This is a genomic window from Arcicella sp. GW822-FHT02H01, from assembly GCF_058802005.1.
Window position 1 is genome coordinate 3914584 of record NZ_JBXANT010000001.1, and the last position, 16934, is coordinate 3931517.

A 16934-nucleotide genomic window follows, 5' to 3' on the forward strand; every position below is an offset into this window, starting at 1 on the left:
ACATAGAAATTTTCAATCAAACCCCAAATACTATTATTCAATGGATTCAGTCGCTCAAACTTATACCTTTCGTTGGGGAATTATCGGTTGTGGAAAAATAGCCGAAAAATTTGCTGACGATTTGGTCGCTTATGTTCCTAATGCTACTTTACATGCTGTAGCTTCGCGTGATTTAGCAAGAGCCAAAGATTTTGGTGCAAAATATAATACTCCTCATGCTTTTGGTAGTTACGAAGAAATGCTAAAAAGCGGTTTGATTGATGTAGTTTATATTGCTACGCCTCATGCACAGCATCATGCCAATACGTTGCTTTGTTTAGAGGCGGGGGTACCTGTTTTATGCGAAAAGGCCTTTGCGATTAATACCCAGATGGTACAAGAAATGATTACTAAATCTCAAGAAAAAAACCTTTTCTTGATGGAGGCTATCTGGACAAGATTTCATCCTGCGATTAATCAGATTGAAGACATTATTAAAGCAGGTACAATAGGCGAAATCAAGCATATTGTAGCCGATTTTGGTTTCTTGGCTAATTATGATGAAACTGCACGCTTGTTCAACCCAGCACTGACAGGGGGTTCTTTATACGATATTGGTATCTATCCTCTGTTTATTAGTAAGTTGTTATTGGGTAAGCCATCGGAAGTAAAAGCAGTAGCTACTTTTGCACCAACTGGTGTAGATATGAATTGCTCGGTTGCCTTAGCTTTCCCGAATGGTGCTACTGCTTCATTGTTTTCTACCTTGGCTGCCAAGACGGATACTACTTGTACGATATATGGCACCAAAGGTAAGATATTTATTTCGGGTCGTTTTCATGAGACATTTGGCTTTACGTTGGAAGTAACTAACGAAGAACCCCAAGTATTCTCGACAGAAAGAAACGGCTGGGGATATAGCTATGAAGCCATTGATGTACAGCGTTGTTTAACAGAAGGAAGAATAGAAAACGACCGCCTTCCTTTACAATTTAGTTTAGAATTGATGGAGTTGATGTGCGAAATCAGAAGCCAAATTGGATTAAAATATCCACAGGAGTCTTAATATTGCTATTCATCACATTTATGTAAAAACCTCCATGAAAAATGCTCATTTTCATGGAGGTTTTTTATTGCTACTAAATAAAATTTAACATGGGATTATTAAGAAATATTTTCGGACCCAGCAAAGAAGAAGTCTGGGTACAATTAGAACAAGAAATTAATGCACAGTTTATCAAGAAGAAGAGTTTTCTGATAGATGATTCTAAGGTAGTGCTTGAACACAAAAATTGGACGATAGTATTAGATGTTTTTCATCGCTCAACAGGAAAAAGTTCTACGCCTTATACTAGAATGCGTTGTGCTTATGTCAATAAAGATGATTTTCGTTTCAAGATTTTCAAAGAAGGTTTCTTTAATGATATAGCTAAATACTTTGGTATGCAAGATATTGAGATTGAAGATGAAATCTTTGATAATGTCTTTATATTAAAAAGTAAAAACCCTGAACAAATCAAAGCATTGTTTAAGGATGAAAGTATCAAAAAAGATTTTCTAGCGCTCTCTAATTTATCACTATTTCAAGTTAGTGTTAAAGACGATGAGGGATACTTTGGACAACATTTTCCTGAAGGAGTTGACGAACTTTATTTGGAAGTGATGGGTATTCTTAAGGATATAGAACAACTAAAAATCATGTTTAAGCTCTTTGCTGAAATCATGGATAGGCTTTGTGAAATCGGTTCGGCTTATGAAACTCGCCCTGAAATAGAATTGAAGTAAAGAAAATAAAACAAAACAGGGTGCCCAAATGAGCACCCTGTTTTTGTTAATGAGAATTCAAAATTACTGAGGATTTTGAACAACAAGACCATTAGTGTTGTTGATTTCATCCTGAGGAAGTAAGAATTGCCATCTTTTATCTCCTGCCGGAACATCCATTACACCATTTGTATATGAAACGTTGTGGTTACCGCCATTTCTATTTAAAGCACCGTTAGTTCTTTTTATGTCATAGAAACGGAAACCTTCACCCCAAAGTTCTACACGACGTTGTACCATGATTTCTTCAATTAAATCTGCACCTGTCTTCGTAGATTTTGTGTATTTAGTATCACGGTTTACAGCCAAAGTATATAAAGCATCTGCAGCTCCAGCATTGTTTCCTTGACGAGCTAATGCTTCTGCTTCAATCAAATACATCTCTGCAGCTCTCATGTATGGTACGTCACCGATACTTAAGTTTACGTCAGCTACTCTGAATTTTTTAGGGTGATATTTATAACGTTGGAAAGTTGATGCTGGCAATGGGAAATCAGTAGTGTTAGTTCCTGTCGGATCCCAAAGTTTCTTTCTTACATCTGTTGCTGAAATTTTATCATACAATACAGAATACATCACTTTTGGTGTTGATCTGATTGCAGTTGAGCTATAGTTGTTAGACATATAAGCAAAGAACGAATAGAAATAATTCGTTTGGTCAGCTACAATTCTTGATGCCCACATCCATTCACCATTTGAATAGTTGTTGAAACCACCTAAATAATCTGTGTTCGACATTAAAGGGTAAGCTGTTCTTGCTTCTTTCGCTAATTGAGCAGCCGTTGCATAGTCTTGTTGTGTTAAAGCAATACGTGCTTTAATACCTTTTGCTATGTTAACATCAAAGTGAGATTTATCTAAACGAGTATAACCTGTAAACAAAGAGATAGCTTCAGTGATATCCTTGTTTATTTGAGTATATACTTCCGCTACAGTGCTACGTGGTGTTGCAGTAGTACCAGGAATAAGTACTAAAGGTACACCTAGACCGCTGTTAGCAGCACCTGCTACGAATCTTTCACCAAACAATTGAATCATTTGGAAATACGCCCATGCTCTGTATGTCAATGCTTCTGCTTTGATAGCTTTTTTGTCAGCGTCAGTACCCGAAGCTTTGTCAACATTCGCAATAATCATATTGGCATTACCAATAATCATATAATAGAATGTATAGTTATAGTAAGAAATAGAACTTGTTGCTGTTCTATGACTAATCCACTGATATTCAGATCTCAACCAAGTATTAGAAACGTTTGGAAATACAACGTCTTCTCCTAGGATGTCAATGTATAACATATTACCTGATTGACCACCCTGTGCTTGTACAGAGAAAATCTGTGAATACATTAATCTATGAATACCATTCAAGGCAGCCCAAGCATTTTTAGTTGTACTAAAAGCATCTACTGTGGCAACTTGGTCTGTAGGGGCTGTTTCAAGATAATTATCTTCACAAGCGGAGAAGGACATCAATGCGATTAATCCTAGTACTCCATTTTTTATAATGTTTTTCATCTTTATTTTTTTAAATCAGTACCTAATTAAAATTTGATTTTTGCTCCTATAGACATTACACGGTTAAAGTTGTAAGTGTTGTCTACTGTTCCGTTGAAAGAACCAGAAACGTTCATACCTTTTCTAGCTGAGAAAAGTGCTAAGTTTTCGCCAGCAAAATAAATACTAGCTTCTTTTGCACCAATTGCAGCCAATACAGAAGTAGGCAATTTGTAGTTTAGGGTAACATTATTTAATTGTAAGTAAGATGCATCTGTTAAATATCTTGTGCTTGTACCAGTCAAGTTAGTGATGTTTCCGTTATCAAAACGAGGAACTGAAGTATCGTCCCCTGATTTTTGCCAACGATTTAAAGCATCTACGTGCATTGCTGTTCCGTAAGAACCACCGTGCATTAACGATTGATAAGCACTGTCATATACTTTACCACCTACTTGGAAAGTGAATTGTACACCTAACGAGAAGTTTTTGTAAGATAAGTTATGTGACATCGAACCATAGAAATCAGGAATTGAAGAATATCCTGTATAACGTAAATTAGCTTCTGAAAGTACTGTAGTAACAGTATCAGCACCAATTACTTTTCCGTTGGTTGTTAAGATATTTGTTTTGTAAAGAGAAGACCCTGTTTCTTTATCTACACCATAGAATTGACGCATGTAGAAGTCATAAATAGAGTGACCAACACTGTATGCTTTAGAACCTGAAATAATCAACGCTTGGTTGTCTGGCATCTTAGTGATTTTGTTTGTGAAAGTAGTTAAGTTCAATGTTGTTGAATAACTAAAATCTCCCTTCTTATAAATATCACCATTCAATTGAAGTTCAAAACCTCTGTTGTAAAGATTACCAATGTTTTGGTTAACTGTAAATCCACCAGATGTTGTACCACCATTTGATAACGCTAAAGGCACACTGAAAATCAAGCCTGAAGTTTCACGGTTGAAGTATTCAGCACTACCTGATAATTTACCTTTGAACAAGCTGAAATCAGCACCAAGGTCAAAATTGTTTGAAGTTTCCCAAGTAAGGCTATTATTAGCAATTGAACCTTGGATAAAACCTGGCTCAGCATTGTTGTTTCTACCTAAGTTATATAACGCTTGGTAAGGATAGTATCCTAAACCTCCGTCGTTACCAACGATACCATAAGAAGCTCTAACTTTCAATTGATTAACCCATGATACATCGAAGAAATCTTCTTTTTCAATGTTATAAGCACCACCTAATGACCAGAAGTTAGCCCATCTTACATCTTTAGCAAAACGAGAGTTACCATCTCTTCTTAAAGAAGCATTTAAGATATACTTACCGTCGAAATCATAGTTAAAACGAGTAAAGAAACTTTCGATACCATAGTTGTCTTCATAAGAACTTACACCAAGTACTGTTGCAAAGTTCGCAAGTTCTGTAATACCGTCAACGATAATACCTGATCTACCACCATATAAATAGTTGTATTTATATGAATAGTTTTCATGACCACCCAATACGTTTACGTGGTGTTTACCAAATGTTTTGTCAAATTCTAACAACTGGTTCCAAGTAGAGCTAGTTGTACGATAAAGATAATGACTTGCACGACCAGCTGGAGCACCGTCACCAACGATAGGATTATCATACGTACGGTAGTGAGTATCTTGTAAGTCAAAGCTTAAGTTAGTAGTTGCCTTTAAGCTTGGTAAAATTGTAAGCGTTGCAAAAGTTCTTGCACCAATCGTTCCACGAATTTGGTTACGGTTGTTCAATTCATTTTCCCAGATAGCATGACGACCACTTGAGAAAGGTCTTACATCACCCATGTCATAGATTCTGTTTCCACTACCATCTAATGTATATGAACCATCAGCACCATGTTTGTAAACAGGATAGATAGGAGCAATAAAACGTGAATAATAGAATGGGTTAACAAAACCTGTTCCACCGTCTGCCGCTGCATCAAGGTTTGAACGGCTATAGCTACCATTCAAGTTTAAGCCAGTTTTAAGCCATTTTGTAGCTTCTGTATTTACACTTACACGACCTGTAATTCTTTCGAAATCTGATTTCAATAAATAACCTTCTTCTTTTGTATAACCTAACGATACAAAGTAGTCAGACTTAGCAGTTCCTCCATCATAGTTGATGTTATAGTTACGTCTGCTTTTTCCTCCTTGTTGAATAGCCTTAGCCCAGTCTAAATCTTCTGGATATAATAACTGAGCATTAGGGTTTAATACACCATTTACATCAACAATTTGATTTTTAGCAACATTGAATGGGTTATAAGCAAGCAAATCAGCAATACCTGAATATGTTCTACCACCGTAAGTAGTAGTCAAACCTGAAGCAATACTGCTTGCATCAGCTACTGGAACTTTAGCAGAACCATACACTAATGTGTTGCGATATACTTCCCACATCAAAGGATAATATTGTTGTGTACTTACTGTTTCATATTCTGGCAAACCTCTTGAGATAATACCTGCAGAAACGTTTGCGCTAAAGTTACTACGACCTACTTTACCTTTTTTAGTAGTAATCATGATTACCCCGTTCGATCCTCTTGAACCGTAAATAGCAGTTGTAGAGGCATCTTTTAATACAGACATTGTTTCAATGTCATCAGGGTTTAACGTTGCTGTTGAAGCATCAAAAGGAACACCATCCACTACGTAAAGTGCAGAGTTAGATGCAGAAATAGAACCAAAACCTCTTACACGAATAGTAGGAGCTGAACCTGGAGCACCACTACCTAAAGTAGTTTGAACACCTGGAGCCACACCAATCAATGCATTCAGCGCATTAGAAACTGGTCTTTTTTCAATGTCGCTCGATTTGATTTGAGCTGAAGAACCAACGTGCATGGTTTTGTTAACAGTACCATAACCTACTACTAAAACTTCGTTTAGTAACGCAGCGTCAGACTCTAAGCTAACATTGATAACACTTCTGCCTTCAATAGCAACTTCTGTTTTTACAAAACCTACCGAACTGATTAGAAGTTTGGCTGAACCGCCTGGAACAGCAATGGTAAACTTACCTTCTTTGTCGGTAACTGTACCTTTTGTAGTTCCTTTTACTAAAATGCTTACGCCCGGGAGAAAAGACCCGTCCTCTTTAGAGGTTACAACTCCTTTGACTCTAATTTCTTGGCTAAATGCATAGCCACTAGTCAACATGAAGATGAACAATACGATAAAACTTCGTAAAGACTTACTCATAGTTTGTCTGTGTTTTAGTTGTTGATAAATTATTTTGATAAAACAAAGGACAAACTTATTAATAAATTATTATAAAATGCAAGTAAAAATATGACAAAAGACAGAAATAAGGGTTGAAATTTCATTTTTTCTTAAAAAAGACATAATGATGGTCTTTTTTAACCCACATTTTCCTAAATAATAAACATTTCTAAATTTCAAGGGTATTTTTAATCGAGTGTTCAGATGCTTTACAAAAATTATCAAAAAGTGCACAAATATTGGTAGGTTGCGTAGGATTATTTGATGAGTTTTTTATAACGTATTGAATATACGTAAAACTAAAAATGACATTATTTAGCAATTTTACACCTTTATTTTTTGTGAAATTTTATAAATATCAAAAGCTACTTTTTGCAAATCTATAAATTGCTCAGCAATCAAAAGGGTATCGTCATCTTCTTTAAAATGGTGTTTCAAAGGCAAAATTTTCATGTCAGTATTGATAATATTTTCTTCATTGATTAATATCATCATTGACTCGTGCAGAAGCTTTTCAGAATTCGAGGCAATTTCTTCAAGTCTTTCCATTGCAGGGATATGTCCAGTATGTTCCATTACATATAACGCTAACGTAGCCACATAAGAAGACATCAAATGATTTAACACAGTAAATTTATGCACTTCTTTGATACTCAGTTGTTTACTTTTAGGTTCTGAGAACATCCTTTGGAAGGTAGATGCTAAATTTGCACTACGAACGTATACTTCTTTGCGAATAATTTTATAAGGAATTTTATCATATCGTTGTCCGAAATAATACGTAGTTACCTGATGATAATAAGCCAAATTGACCTCAATCATTTCTACTAAAACCGTTTTAAGTTTCTGATGTTCCCAGCTTGGTAAGAACACATGGCTAGCCACATAAGCGATGCTTCCGCCAATGATGGTATCATAGACTCTTTCAATGAAAATTGCTCTACTCCCCATACCTAAGAAATCGTATAGAATTAGGATAAACGGAGTCATGAATAATACGCTGACTACATAGTTTTTACGTTGAAAGCTATACGCACCCAACATACAAATTAATAAGATAGCAAAAAGTGCGGAGCCGTCCTCTACCCAAGCAAGGATGCTCATGCCTATAATGGCACCGATAATCGTACCAATCAAACGGTGATAATTACGTTCTTTCGTTAGGCTAAAGGCTGGTTTCATGATGACCATAATTGTCAGCAAAATCCAGTTGCTATGCAGAAAATTATAGGATTGGGCAATGATAAAACCAATCAGCATTACTACGGCCACCCTGATAGCATGGCGAAATATCTCTGATTTTAGCGCAAGATTCTCTCTAAATAAACTAAAATCATATTCTTCATGAGAAATAAAATAAGCTGATTGGGTCTGACTTTTTGTGAGTTTTCTGGCTTTTCTATCTTTAAAATGTCCGTTTATTTTCTTGATTCTATGATAAATATTTTCCACATTTACTTCAATATTCTTTAAAGCCTGTACACCAGTTTCTTTAAATTCACTGCCGTATTCTCCTCTTTCTAGGGCTTCAATTTCCAGTTTTAAATCCCTGATTTCACGCGGTAAGCGGAGGGAAATTTGTGGTTTTGCATCTGCTTTTAGGGCATATCCTACCTCCTCTAATTGGTCAGACATGTGTAATAATACTATCTCAAATTGCTTTAAAATCCCTATTTCATCGAATTGCTTATGAAGCGTTTGGTAGCTATAAAAAGTAGACATAATTTGTTCGAACAAGTCCATTACATCTACAAAAACGATTACTAAAAACCGCCCTTGTTGAGTAGACTCCCGAACAATTTCTCGGCTTTTAAAAAGCAAATCACGCACAGCATTTTGCTTTTCATTCACTAATACTTGGCATTCTAGTAGTTTTTTGTAGTTCTCGTCATAATCCATTCCTTCTTTATAAAAACCTGCTTTGATTCTCATAAAATGAGCGACTTCAATTACACAATCGCCTAATGACTGTTGGGCTAGTCGATAGGGCATAATTTTATACAAAGAAATACTAAGGGCAGAATACCACAAACCACCAACTGCAATATAAGCTGTGTAGAGTAGGATGTCTGTAATAGAACGAATATCACCAATGCCCAAAGTCATGACCAACAAGGCTGCGGTACCAATGGATGCAATACGGTTTCCATATACGTACAACATGGAAAATAGAAAGCTAAAGCTTAGAATAATAAAGCCTAGCACGTACACGGAAATATTGGCAAAGCCAGTGAGCAAAGAGACAATAGAAACGACGAGCGTAGTAACCAACATCGCATTGCGACGATGCGTAATAGGACCAGGGGTATCGGCAATACTGGCACATAAAGCACCTAAGGAAACAGTAATACCTATTTGTAATAAACCAAACTGAGATAAAATTAAGCTAGGAACCAATGCACCAAAAGTAATCCTGAGCCCGTCACCGAAGTAGGAACTCAAGACAAAATTCTTGATTTCATTGGTTGTTTGTTGTGTTTTTGAGGTCATGTCTTGTTACTTATTAAGTGATTTAGCGAGTGGTAGCTTTTCATTAAAAGAGTCGATTCAATAACCCTAAGGCTCTTATTTTTGGTTTTTGCGCTACAATCCTAAAGTCTCAAAATCAGTTTTTGTAAAAATAGATAAAATATTCAAGAATCTATCACTAAGATTGATACTTGCATTTTGATTATGACATACATTTGATATATTGCTTTAAAAATACTAACCTCGCTTCCCAAAGACCATGGATAAGAAAACTATTATACTCATTTGTTTCATTGTTTTTAAGTTTATCCTTCAATATAATTTAATCCATCCTATTTATGATTTACACCGAGATGAATACCTGCATCTCGACCAAGCACATCATTTAGCGTGGGGATATTTATCGGTTCCACCCGTTACTTCTTGGTTTTCGTTCATCATTTTGCAATTGGGCAATGGTATATTTTGGGTGAAATTTTTCCCTGCACTTTTTGGTGTATTGAACATGGTGGTGGTCTGGAAAGCCATAGAAACGTTAAAGGGAGGTCTTTTCGCCTTAATTTTAGGGGCTTGTGCTGTTACTTTTTCTGTCATCTTACGAATAAATACCCTTTATCAACCCAATTCCTTAGATATTCTTTGTTGGACTTTCCTATATTTTTCTCTGTTAAAATACTTCAGTACTTCTCAAAACAAATGGTTGTGGATAGCGGCTGTTACTTTTGCTTTTGGCTTTTTGAATAAGTATAATATTGTATTTTTATTAATAGGCTTTATTCCTGCTTTAGTATTGAGCGCCCATCGGAAAGTATTTAAAAACCCACATTTATACATTGCCATATTCATTGCGTTTTTGCTCGTACTTCCTAATTTAATTTGGCAGGTAAATAACAATTACCCTGTTTTTCATCATCTGGCTTTGCTTAAAAAATATCAATTAGTCAATGTCAGTAGAGTGGGTTTCCTCAAAGAACAACTATTCTTTTTTACAACTTCGCTTTTTGTGTTAATAGCCGCACTCATTTCTTTTTTTAGGTACAAGCCCTTTAAAGAATACCGAATGTTCTTTTGGGCATTTGTGTTTAGCTTATCAACCTTTGTGTATTTACAAGCGAAAGACTATTATGCTATTGGTTTATACCCAATTTTATTGGCTTTTGGCTCGGTATATTTAGAAAATGTATTGAATGAAGGCTGGAAAATATACCTTCGTCCAATAACGATTTTGATTATTTTGCTACTGTTTATACCGATGTACAGAATTGCATTTCCCAATGTTACACCCACGGAAATACAAGGGAGATTGGCTAGCTATAAAAAGTTTGGCATGTTAAGATGGGAAGATGGTAAAGACCATACGATGCCACAAGATTTTGCAGATATGTTAAGCTGGAAAGAACTAGCCCAAAAAGTAGATAGTGTTTATGCGGGTATCGCAGACAAAGAACATACATTGGTACTTTGTGATAATTATGGACAAGCAGGAGCTATCAATTATTATTCAAAATTCCCAACGATTGGTGCTGTTACTGTTAATGCTGATTACATCAATTGGTATCCGCCTTTGGATAAAGTTGAGATTAAAAACATCATCTTGATACAATTTTCTGACGATGATGATAAAAATCGTGAAAAAGAAAAACCGCTTTTTCAATCAGTAGCATTAACGGGCAAACTAGAAAACCCCTTTGCACGTGAATACGGAACAAGTATCTATCTGTTAAAAGATGCCAAAGTACCAATCAATCATTTTCTGATTGAAGATATCAAAGAGGAAATGAAAGATTGGAATGATTAACGAAGGACTGACAATGTAACATCAATAATATCTTGATAAACAGCCTTATTAGCCCCTGACTTTGCGGCAACTCTGATGCCTGAAATGGTATTGAACAGGAAGCGAGCTAAGGCTCTTGCATCATTTTGGTTGGTGATTTCACCCAAATCTTGCCCTTTTTTTACAAGATTATAGAAGGCGTCTTCTATGTCTTGCATATTGTCTTTGACTATTTTATGAATCTCTGGGTCGTGGGGTGCTAGCTCTATCGTACTGTTTGTCATAAAACAGCCTTTGCTACAAATTGTATTAAGGCTATCATTCGCAAGCATTTCTAAGAGCTGCTGGATGGTTTGTAGGGGACTGACAGATTGTTTTACCATATCAATCAGTCCTCCTGCGGCTTGTTTTCTGTATTGTTCTAAGGCAGCAATATACAACTGATGTTTATCCCCAAAAGTATCGTAGATGCTCGAACGACTTAAGCCCAAAGAATCTACAACATCCTGCATCGAAGCACCATTATAACCCTTGAACCAAAACAAATCTATTGCTTTGTTTAAGATTTCTATTTCATTAAACTCCTTTGTCCTTGCCATGATATTGATCGTTTAAAAATAATACGAATAGCTTTGCTGAATATTTTCAAGCAAAGCTATTTAAATGGAATGAACATTCCAAATTTAGGCAAAAAATTAGATTACTACTGGGTTTACCAATAAACCACCATCAACAACAAGTTCGGTACCAGTGATAAATGAAGAGTCAGAAGAAGCTAAGAAGACCACAGCTTTACCAATTTCGCTTGATTGTCCGAAACGGTTCAATAAGATTTTTTTGCCTAGTATTTCGCCAAAACCAGCTACTTCTTCATGTCCTAAACCTAATTTTCCATAAAGTGGTGTTTCAACAGGACCAGGAGAGATAGCATTTACACGTATTTTTCTTGGCGCTAATTCAGTCGCAAATACTCTATTGAATGCCAAGATAGTAGCTTTACTACCAGCATAAACACTAGAATTTGGCATACCAACATGGGCGTTGATAGAAGTATTGAATATAATAGAAGCACCGTCGTTTAAAATAGGTAAGAATTTTTGTAGCGTAAAGAAAACGCCTTTCACGTTAACATCCATGATGGTATCATAATGTTCTTCAGAGGCAGATTCTAAAGGAGCGAAAGCTGCAATACCAGCATTCAAGAAGATAATATCCACTTTACCATAAGTTGCTTTTACTTCTTCAACCAATTTATCAATCGATTTCAAATCTGCTTGGTCAGCCACGATTGCCTTCGCATTAAGCTCAGTAGCGGCGGTTTCAAGGGTTGTTTTATTTCTACCTGTAATAATTACTGTAGCACCTTCTACACTTAATTCTTGAGCTGCTGCATATCCGATTCCGCTGTTACCTCCAGTAACGATGGCGATTTTATTTGATAATTTGTTCATTTTTTGGTTGCTTTAAATTCCAGATTTCCTATCTGGAATGTTTGTTCCGTAAAGGTAATATATTTGGAATGAACATTCCAAATAAAATGAGAAAAAAAATGAAAAATATTTTTCCACCTTTTTCCCTAACTTGAAAAATGCTTATTCCTGCACTGTAAGAGCCATTAAGCCAATGATGACATCATTGCAAAGAGAGATTACTTGAATAGATTTAATCGTTTTTGGTAGAATGGGAAATTGATAAACGTTGGCCGCTCCACCTTCAATAGCCATATTACTAAAACCTTTGATACTGGTATGCTTTGCATTTTCTTTGATGAAGTCACCCGTTTTCAATAACAAACGAGTTGGACGCTCAGTTTGTGAATATTGAAAAGCCTTGCCATCATAAAAATAGTCTTGTTCAATGGGCCACCAATTGTTTGGGTTGTGTAATTCAAAAGAAGTTTGTTCTCCGCTTTCATAGTCAATAACTACCTTGCCGTTTGCCATTTGGCTTTGCATAGGATTGGTAGTACCAGCCATTAATAAATGCACAGCATGACCCTGTATTTTTTGTTTAGGACGTATATGCAGTGTATCGGGAAAATTATCCCATTTACTAGCCAAAGCAATATTCACCTGATTGGTATCAGAGGGTGTAGCAAATGGAATTTGCTGATAATGAATGAATCCATTTTGTTGTTTTGCTTTTTGACGAAGTCCTGAGTCATCAATAATAGCTTCCACCAAAGGGTAACACCAATTACCAATACCTTGAACAGGCAATTGCAACGTAGCACTTTGTGGGCGAGGAGACAGGTACTTATTTTTAAAAATACGAGTCACTTTTTCGTTGAAAGAGCTACTTAAATCTATGGAATGATATACATTACTTTTTACGGTTTCTTCATGGTTTAAAATAGCCTGTTCTATGTTGGGTATTGCACGTTTTAAGACATTGTTAACGGCCTTATTTTCTTCAAATAATACTTTTACTAAAAATGCTTTACCTTTTAAGGTCTTTATTTCAAGGATTGGCTCATTATTGCCGTTTTGTGTCCAAGCATATTTTGCAGGTTTTCCATTAAGTGAGATAGATTTTACTTTTTGAAACTCCGTTGAAATCCTTAAAGTTAATTCAGATGATTTATTCCAAAAGGTTTTAATGTCGTATTCGTATAGTTTAGCGTTTTTCTTGAAGTTAAATTCAATGTCAGCCGTTTTTAGCTTGGCATAAGCCCATTCATTCGGAAGACCTGGTTCAATCAATAATTTGCCTTCTAATAACTGCGGTCTTATTCCGAATAAACCTTCTACTAAGCTCCTGCCAGCCATGCCGATGCCGTCAGCAAAGTCTCTGTACAGTTCGCCCCTGATGGCATCCAGACTGGATAATTGTTCAAAACCACCAGGTGAAGCAGAAGTATAAAGACTTTCGATGAGTGTATTTCGCCAAATTTCATAGGCTAAGTTTTTATTACCTGCCTGCCAACAAGCTAATGAAGTATGGAGGTTTTCACCCAAGGCCACATTGTTGATACTCCAAGTATAGGGTTGCCAATTGGTAGTACTCAGCTGATAAAAATCTTGCTTAAGCTCAGGGATGCGGAAAGGAATATGAGGAATGTTTTTTTCAACATATTTTGTCATCTGATATTGTTGTTTCGGCGAAGCCGCCTGCGCATCAATAGCATGGTAAATCGTCCAAAGCCCCGCAGAAGGATGTACCAATTGTAAGCCCAAAGCATCTTTGTATTCAGCAAAACAGCCTGTTTCATCCAACCAAAGTTTTTCTTGTAGCGCTTTATAAATCTTATCAGCTTCATCTTGATAAGGCTTTGCATTTTCACCCAACAATTTAGCTAATAAAGCTGCTGAACGAAATGCTCGGTAATTGTAAGCTGTAGAGTGAGTAACGCCACCACCACTGTACTGCAAAGCGTCGCTAGCCCAAATACAGCAATAAGCATCAAAAAGTCCGTCGTCGTCAGCATCAAAATTATGTTTTTCCCAAGCGAGATGTTTTTTGATAACTGGCCACATTTCACGGAGATAGGTAGTATCTCCCGTCCAATTGAAATGATTTAAGAGTTGGTCGATATACACCAAATTCATATCATAATGGTGTGCTCGAATATCGCCATTCGGATTTCTGCAAATGTATCCTTCTGTAAAAATACCTTTACCAATTTTCTCAACTTGTCGAGCTAAGTGCATGGCAGAGTCAGGGGAAGAATCTGTTAAAGGAAAAGCTTCACCCACTTGTGATTTGGCATAAGAAGAAAAGTGCGTTTGGGCTCTGTCATGTTGCCCAAGCACATCAGCGATATAAGGACCACGCCAAGCAGGCAAACGCATTCGCCAAGCCACGGCACCGTGCATATAAGTAGGACTATCCCAAATGGCATCAGCGGCCAAACTAAGGGCTTGTCCCATAGGATTGAATAAGGTATCTGGCGTTTGAATTTGTATAGTATTAACAATTTTTTGGCGAAGCGTTTCATTCTGTTTTGCAAACGAAGGAATTGCTGAATAATCAAAAGCTACATTTCCTTTTTGGATATAGAGATATTGTTCCGTGTCTTTTAAATCACCAATACCCGCCAAACAAGGATTTGAAACTTTACTACGATAAGCATTTATCTCAAAAGGAGATTTTTGAGCGACTGCATCTGTGATAGATAAAGTATAATTTTCAGGAAATAGTCCCGCTACTACTTGGGTCGAATCTTTCGGTAAATATTGTATGTTAAAAGAGTTTCTAGCTATGTTGATTTTATTGTTACTACAGTTTTCTGCTTTTAAATAAAAGCTACTCTCTGGGTCTGCTCCAATATCACCATCTCTTGAAAACTTTTTACCCGTAATCCCTCCAAACAAAACAGTCAGTTGTGTATCCTTGGGTTTGTTTCCTTCAACATGATACGCTATTAATAGGGCTTCTTGTGTATAAGTAGCTGTGACTTTCAATACCAAAGTAGCGTCACCCAATAATTCATCTTGAATTTTGTAAAGCATCGCTCCATCCTGATACACCGTCTGTATTTTTTGAGCTTCCGAGAGCCACTTGCTTTTTGTACCATTCAATAGTCCAATTTTGCAATTTCCGCCCATGCCGGGTAAGTACAGCGCAAACTCTGGAAAATCACCAGCTTCTACCCTAAAAGCTGAATTGCCACCATATAAAGCTCGGTTGAATTTCTGTTTGGGATTTACACAAACAAAACCATTTCCATTGAAGGGTTTATAATGAAGATTTTTAACGACTGCATTTGTTTGTGCAATAATTTTAAATGAGGTTACTAAGAAGAAAACTAAGAATAGTACTTTTTTCATGAGTTACTAGTATTAAGAGGAGTTGTGGACTTATGTTATAAAACTAAAGTCGGTATTTGCTTACTCAATATTCCAAAGATTTGAGCAATTGACCCTCTTGTTCACTCACGTCTTTTCATTTTCCGTGGTCTGTGGCACACAGAACATAGTGGTAGTGGTGTTCTGTGTGCCACAGACCACGGTGATAGTGGTAATCCTTGCAGTTACCGTTTGAGTTTATGCCTCATCTAAAGTTAATTCCTTGCTATCCTATTTTCTGTGATAATGATTATCTTTATTGAGTTATTTTTTGACTTTCTCCAACAGTTTTCAGTATATTCACAGTTACTTTCTTATTTTTCTACTGTTACTACTTCCTGTTTTCTTTCGTCTTTACGAAACAAAGAATAATTAATATAAAGTTAAATTTCCTTAACGGCCCAAGACTGGGGCTTGAATTATATCTACCCGACTTTTTTAAATGTAATGTCCAATGCACATGAATTCAGACCTATATAGAACAAAATAACTATCAGATCAAGAAAATTTATAATTATGTCAAACGAGCATTCACAACTTTATCTTAGTGCCAAAAAAGTATGGAATACAGTGGTAAAAGAAGAGCCTGGATACCCACTCGAATTAAAATTGAAGTTAGAGTTACACAAGCAACTCCTTAATCTCTTTCAGCCAGGAACGTATTACTATTATGTGTTTAATATTTTTCAAGCAGACTTTGATTTTGTGAGTTCTGGCGTTACCAATGTGCTGGGTTATATGCCTGAAGAAATGGATATTCACTTTTTCTTAGACATAATACATCCCGACGACAAACCTTACTTTTTACAATTTGAGCAACGAATTACAGAGTTTTTCAAGGACTTGCCCTTTGAAAAAATATCAAAATATAAAATGCAGTACGACCTTAGAATGCGTACTAAAGACAATCGCTATATACGACTGCTACACCAAGCGGTGCAAATAGATTTTGATGAAACGAACTATTATCGTACGTTGGATGTAGACACCGATATTTCGCACATAAAACAAGACGGCGTTCCTTCGTTTTCCATCATAGGACTTGACGGTGAACCATCATACTATAATATTACCGAAACGAATACCCTTACGCTATCTGATATCCCGTTTACACCAAGAGAAAGAGAAATTTTAAAAATGATTGTAGAAAATAAAAGCAGTAAAGAAATAGCCGATAGGCTTTTTATAAGCTCGCATACCGTAAGTACACATCGCAAAAACCTACTAAAAAAAGCCAATTGCAAAACACCAGTAGAATTAGTAGGGAAAGCGTTGCAGGAGGGGTGGATATGATTTATTCGTTTTCGGCAACTGCAAGGGTTGCCGCTTTTTCCGTGGTCTGTGGCACAGAGAACACTT

At 36.3% G+C, this 16934-nt stretch carries 10 protein-coding genes; 4 read left to right on the forward strand and 6 right to left on the reverse strand.

The genetic code is table 11. From position 1 onward, the window contains the following. Nucleotides 1-40 precede the first annotated feature (40 nt). Together AC1RNE_RS16355 and AC1RNE_RS16360 are read left to right on the forward strand one after the other, a co-directional pair. Nucleotides 41-1045, forward strand: coding sequence for a Gfo/Idh/MocA family protein (locus tag AC1RNE_RS16355; RefSeq protein ID WP_492802277.1), 1005 nt, complete (start codon nucleotides 41-43; stop codon nucleotides 1043-1045). Between the two features lie 89 nt (nucleotides 1046-1134). Then, complete coding sequence (locus tag AC1RNE_RS16360; RefSeq protein WP_492802279.1) at nucleotides 1135-1764, forward strand: DUF3137 domain-containing protein; 630 nt, start codon at nucleotides 1135-1137, stop codon at nucleotides 1762-1764. 63 nt (nucleotides 1765-1827) lie between these two features. Here the strand turns inward: AC1RNE_RS16360 and AC1RNE_RS16365 are convergent, their stop codons facing one another. The 3 genes from AC1RNE_RS16365 to AC1RNE_RS16375 all read right to left on the reverse strand — a co-directional run bounded on the left by AC1RNE_RS16365 (nucleotide 1828) and on the right by AC1RNE_RS16375 (nucleotide 9032). Beyond that, on the reverse strand, nucleotides 1828-3318 hold the full coding sequence (locus AC1RNE_RS16365; protein ID WP_492802281.1) for a RagB/SusD family nutrient uptake outer membrane protein: 1491 nt from the start codon (nucleotides 3316-3318) through the stop codon (nucleotides 1828-1830). A gap of 26 nt (nucleotides 3319-3344) precedes the next feature. Continuing rightward, a complete protein-coding gene (locus AC1RNE_RS16370) occupies nucleotides 3345-6521 on the reverse strand; it encodes a SusC/RagA family TonB-linked outer membrane protein (protein WP_492802283.1) in 3177 nt (1058 codons plus the stop codon). A gap of 345 nt (nucleotides 6522-6866) precedes the next feature. Beyond that, entirely contained in the window at nucleotides 6867-9032 is a 2166-nt protein-coding gene (locus tag AC1RNE_RS16375) for an FUSC family protein (RefSeq protein ID WP_492802285.1), read from the reverse strand. 238 nt (nucleotides 9033-9270) lie between these two features. Between AC1RNE_RS16375 and AC1RNE_RS16380 the strand changes: the two genes are divergently transcribed. Further along, on the forward strand, nucleotides 9271-10809 hold the full coding sequence (locus tag AC1RNE_RS16380; protein ID WP_492802287.1) for a glycosyltransferase family 39 protein: 1539 nt from the start codon (nucleotides 9271-9273) through the stop codon (nucleotides 10807-10809). Here AC1RNE_RS16380 and AC1RNE_RS16385 read toward each other — a convergent pair. From AC1RNE_RS16385 to AC1RNE_RS16395, 3 genes are all read right to left on the reverse strand, one after another. Then, nucleotides 10806-11387 (reverse strand): TetR/AcrR family transcriptional regulator, encoded by a 582-nt coding sequence (locus tag AC1RNE_RS16385; protein WP_492802288.1) that lies wholly within the window; start codon nucleotides 11385-11387, stop codon nucleotides 10806-10808. The two genes, AC1RNE_RS16380 and AC1RNE_RS16385, sit on opposite strands and share 4 nt — an antisense overlap. A gap of 96 nt (nucleotides 11388-11483) precedes the next feature. Then, nucleotides 11484-12239 (reverse strand): SDR family oxidoreductase, encoded by a 756-nt coding sequence (locus tag AC1RNE_RS16390; protein WP_492802290.1) that lies wholly within the window; start codon nucleotides 12237-12239, stop codon nucleotides 11484-11486. 141 nt (nucleotides 12240-12380) lie between these two features. Further along, nucleotides 12381-15557, reverse strand: coding sequence for a DUF4450 domain-containing protein (locus AC1RNE_RS16395; RefSeq protein ID WP_492802291.1), 3177 nt, complete (start codon nucleotides 15555-15557; stop codon nucleotides 12381-12383). A 534-nt stretch (nucleotides 15558-16091) separates the two neighbouring features. Between AC1RNE_RS16395 and AC1RNE_RS16400 the strand changes: the two genes are divergently transcribed. Beyond that, entirely contained in the window at nucleotides 16092-16868 is a 777-nt protein-coding gene (locus tag AC1RNE_RS16400; protein ID WP_492802292.1) for a LuxR C-terminal-related transcriptional regulator, read from the forward strand. Nucleotides 16869-16934: the final 66 nt, after the last annotated feature.

Coding starts and splice junctions, on each gene's coding strand:
- AC1RNE_RS16355 (WP_492802277.1), top strand. CDS start 41: ATGGATTCAGTCGCTCAAACTTATACCTTTCGTTGGGGAATTATCGGT.
- AC1RNE_RS16360 (WP_492802279.1), top strand. CDS start 1,135: ATGGGATTATTAAGAAATATTTTCGGACCCAGCAAAGAAGAAGTCTGG.
- AC1RNE_RS16365 (WP_492802281.1), bottom strand. CDS start 3,318: ATGAAAAACATTATAAAAAATGGAGTACTAGGATTAATCGCATTGATG.
- AC1RNE_RS16370 (WP_492802283.1), bottom strand. CDS start 6,521: ATGAGTAAGTCTTTACGAAGTTTTATCGTATTGTTCATCTTCATGTTG.
- AC1RNE_RS16375 (WP_492802285.1), bottom strand. CDS start 9,032: ATGACCTCAAAAACACAACAAACAACCAATGAAATCAAGAATTTTGTC.
- AC1RNE_RS16380 (WP_492802287.1), top strand. CDS start 9,271: ATGGATAAGAAAACTATTATACTCATTTGTTTCATTGTTTTTAAGTTT.
- AC1RNE_RS16385 (WP_492802288.1), bottom strand. CDS start 11,387: ATGGCAAGGACAAAGGAGTTTAATGAAATAGAAATCTTAAACAAAGCA.
- AC1RNE_RS16390 (WP_492802290.1), bottom strand. CDS start 12,239: ATGAACAAATTATCAAATAAAATCGCCATCGTTACTGGAGGTAACAGC.
- AC1RNE_RS16395 (WP_492802291.1), bottom strand. CDS start 15,557: ATGAAAAAAGTACTATTCTTAGTTTTCTTCTTAGTAACCTCATTTAAA.
- AC1RNE_RS16400 (WP_492802292.1), top strand. CDS start 16,092: ATGTCAAACGAGCATTCACAACTTTATCTTAGTGCCAAAAAAGTATGG.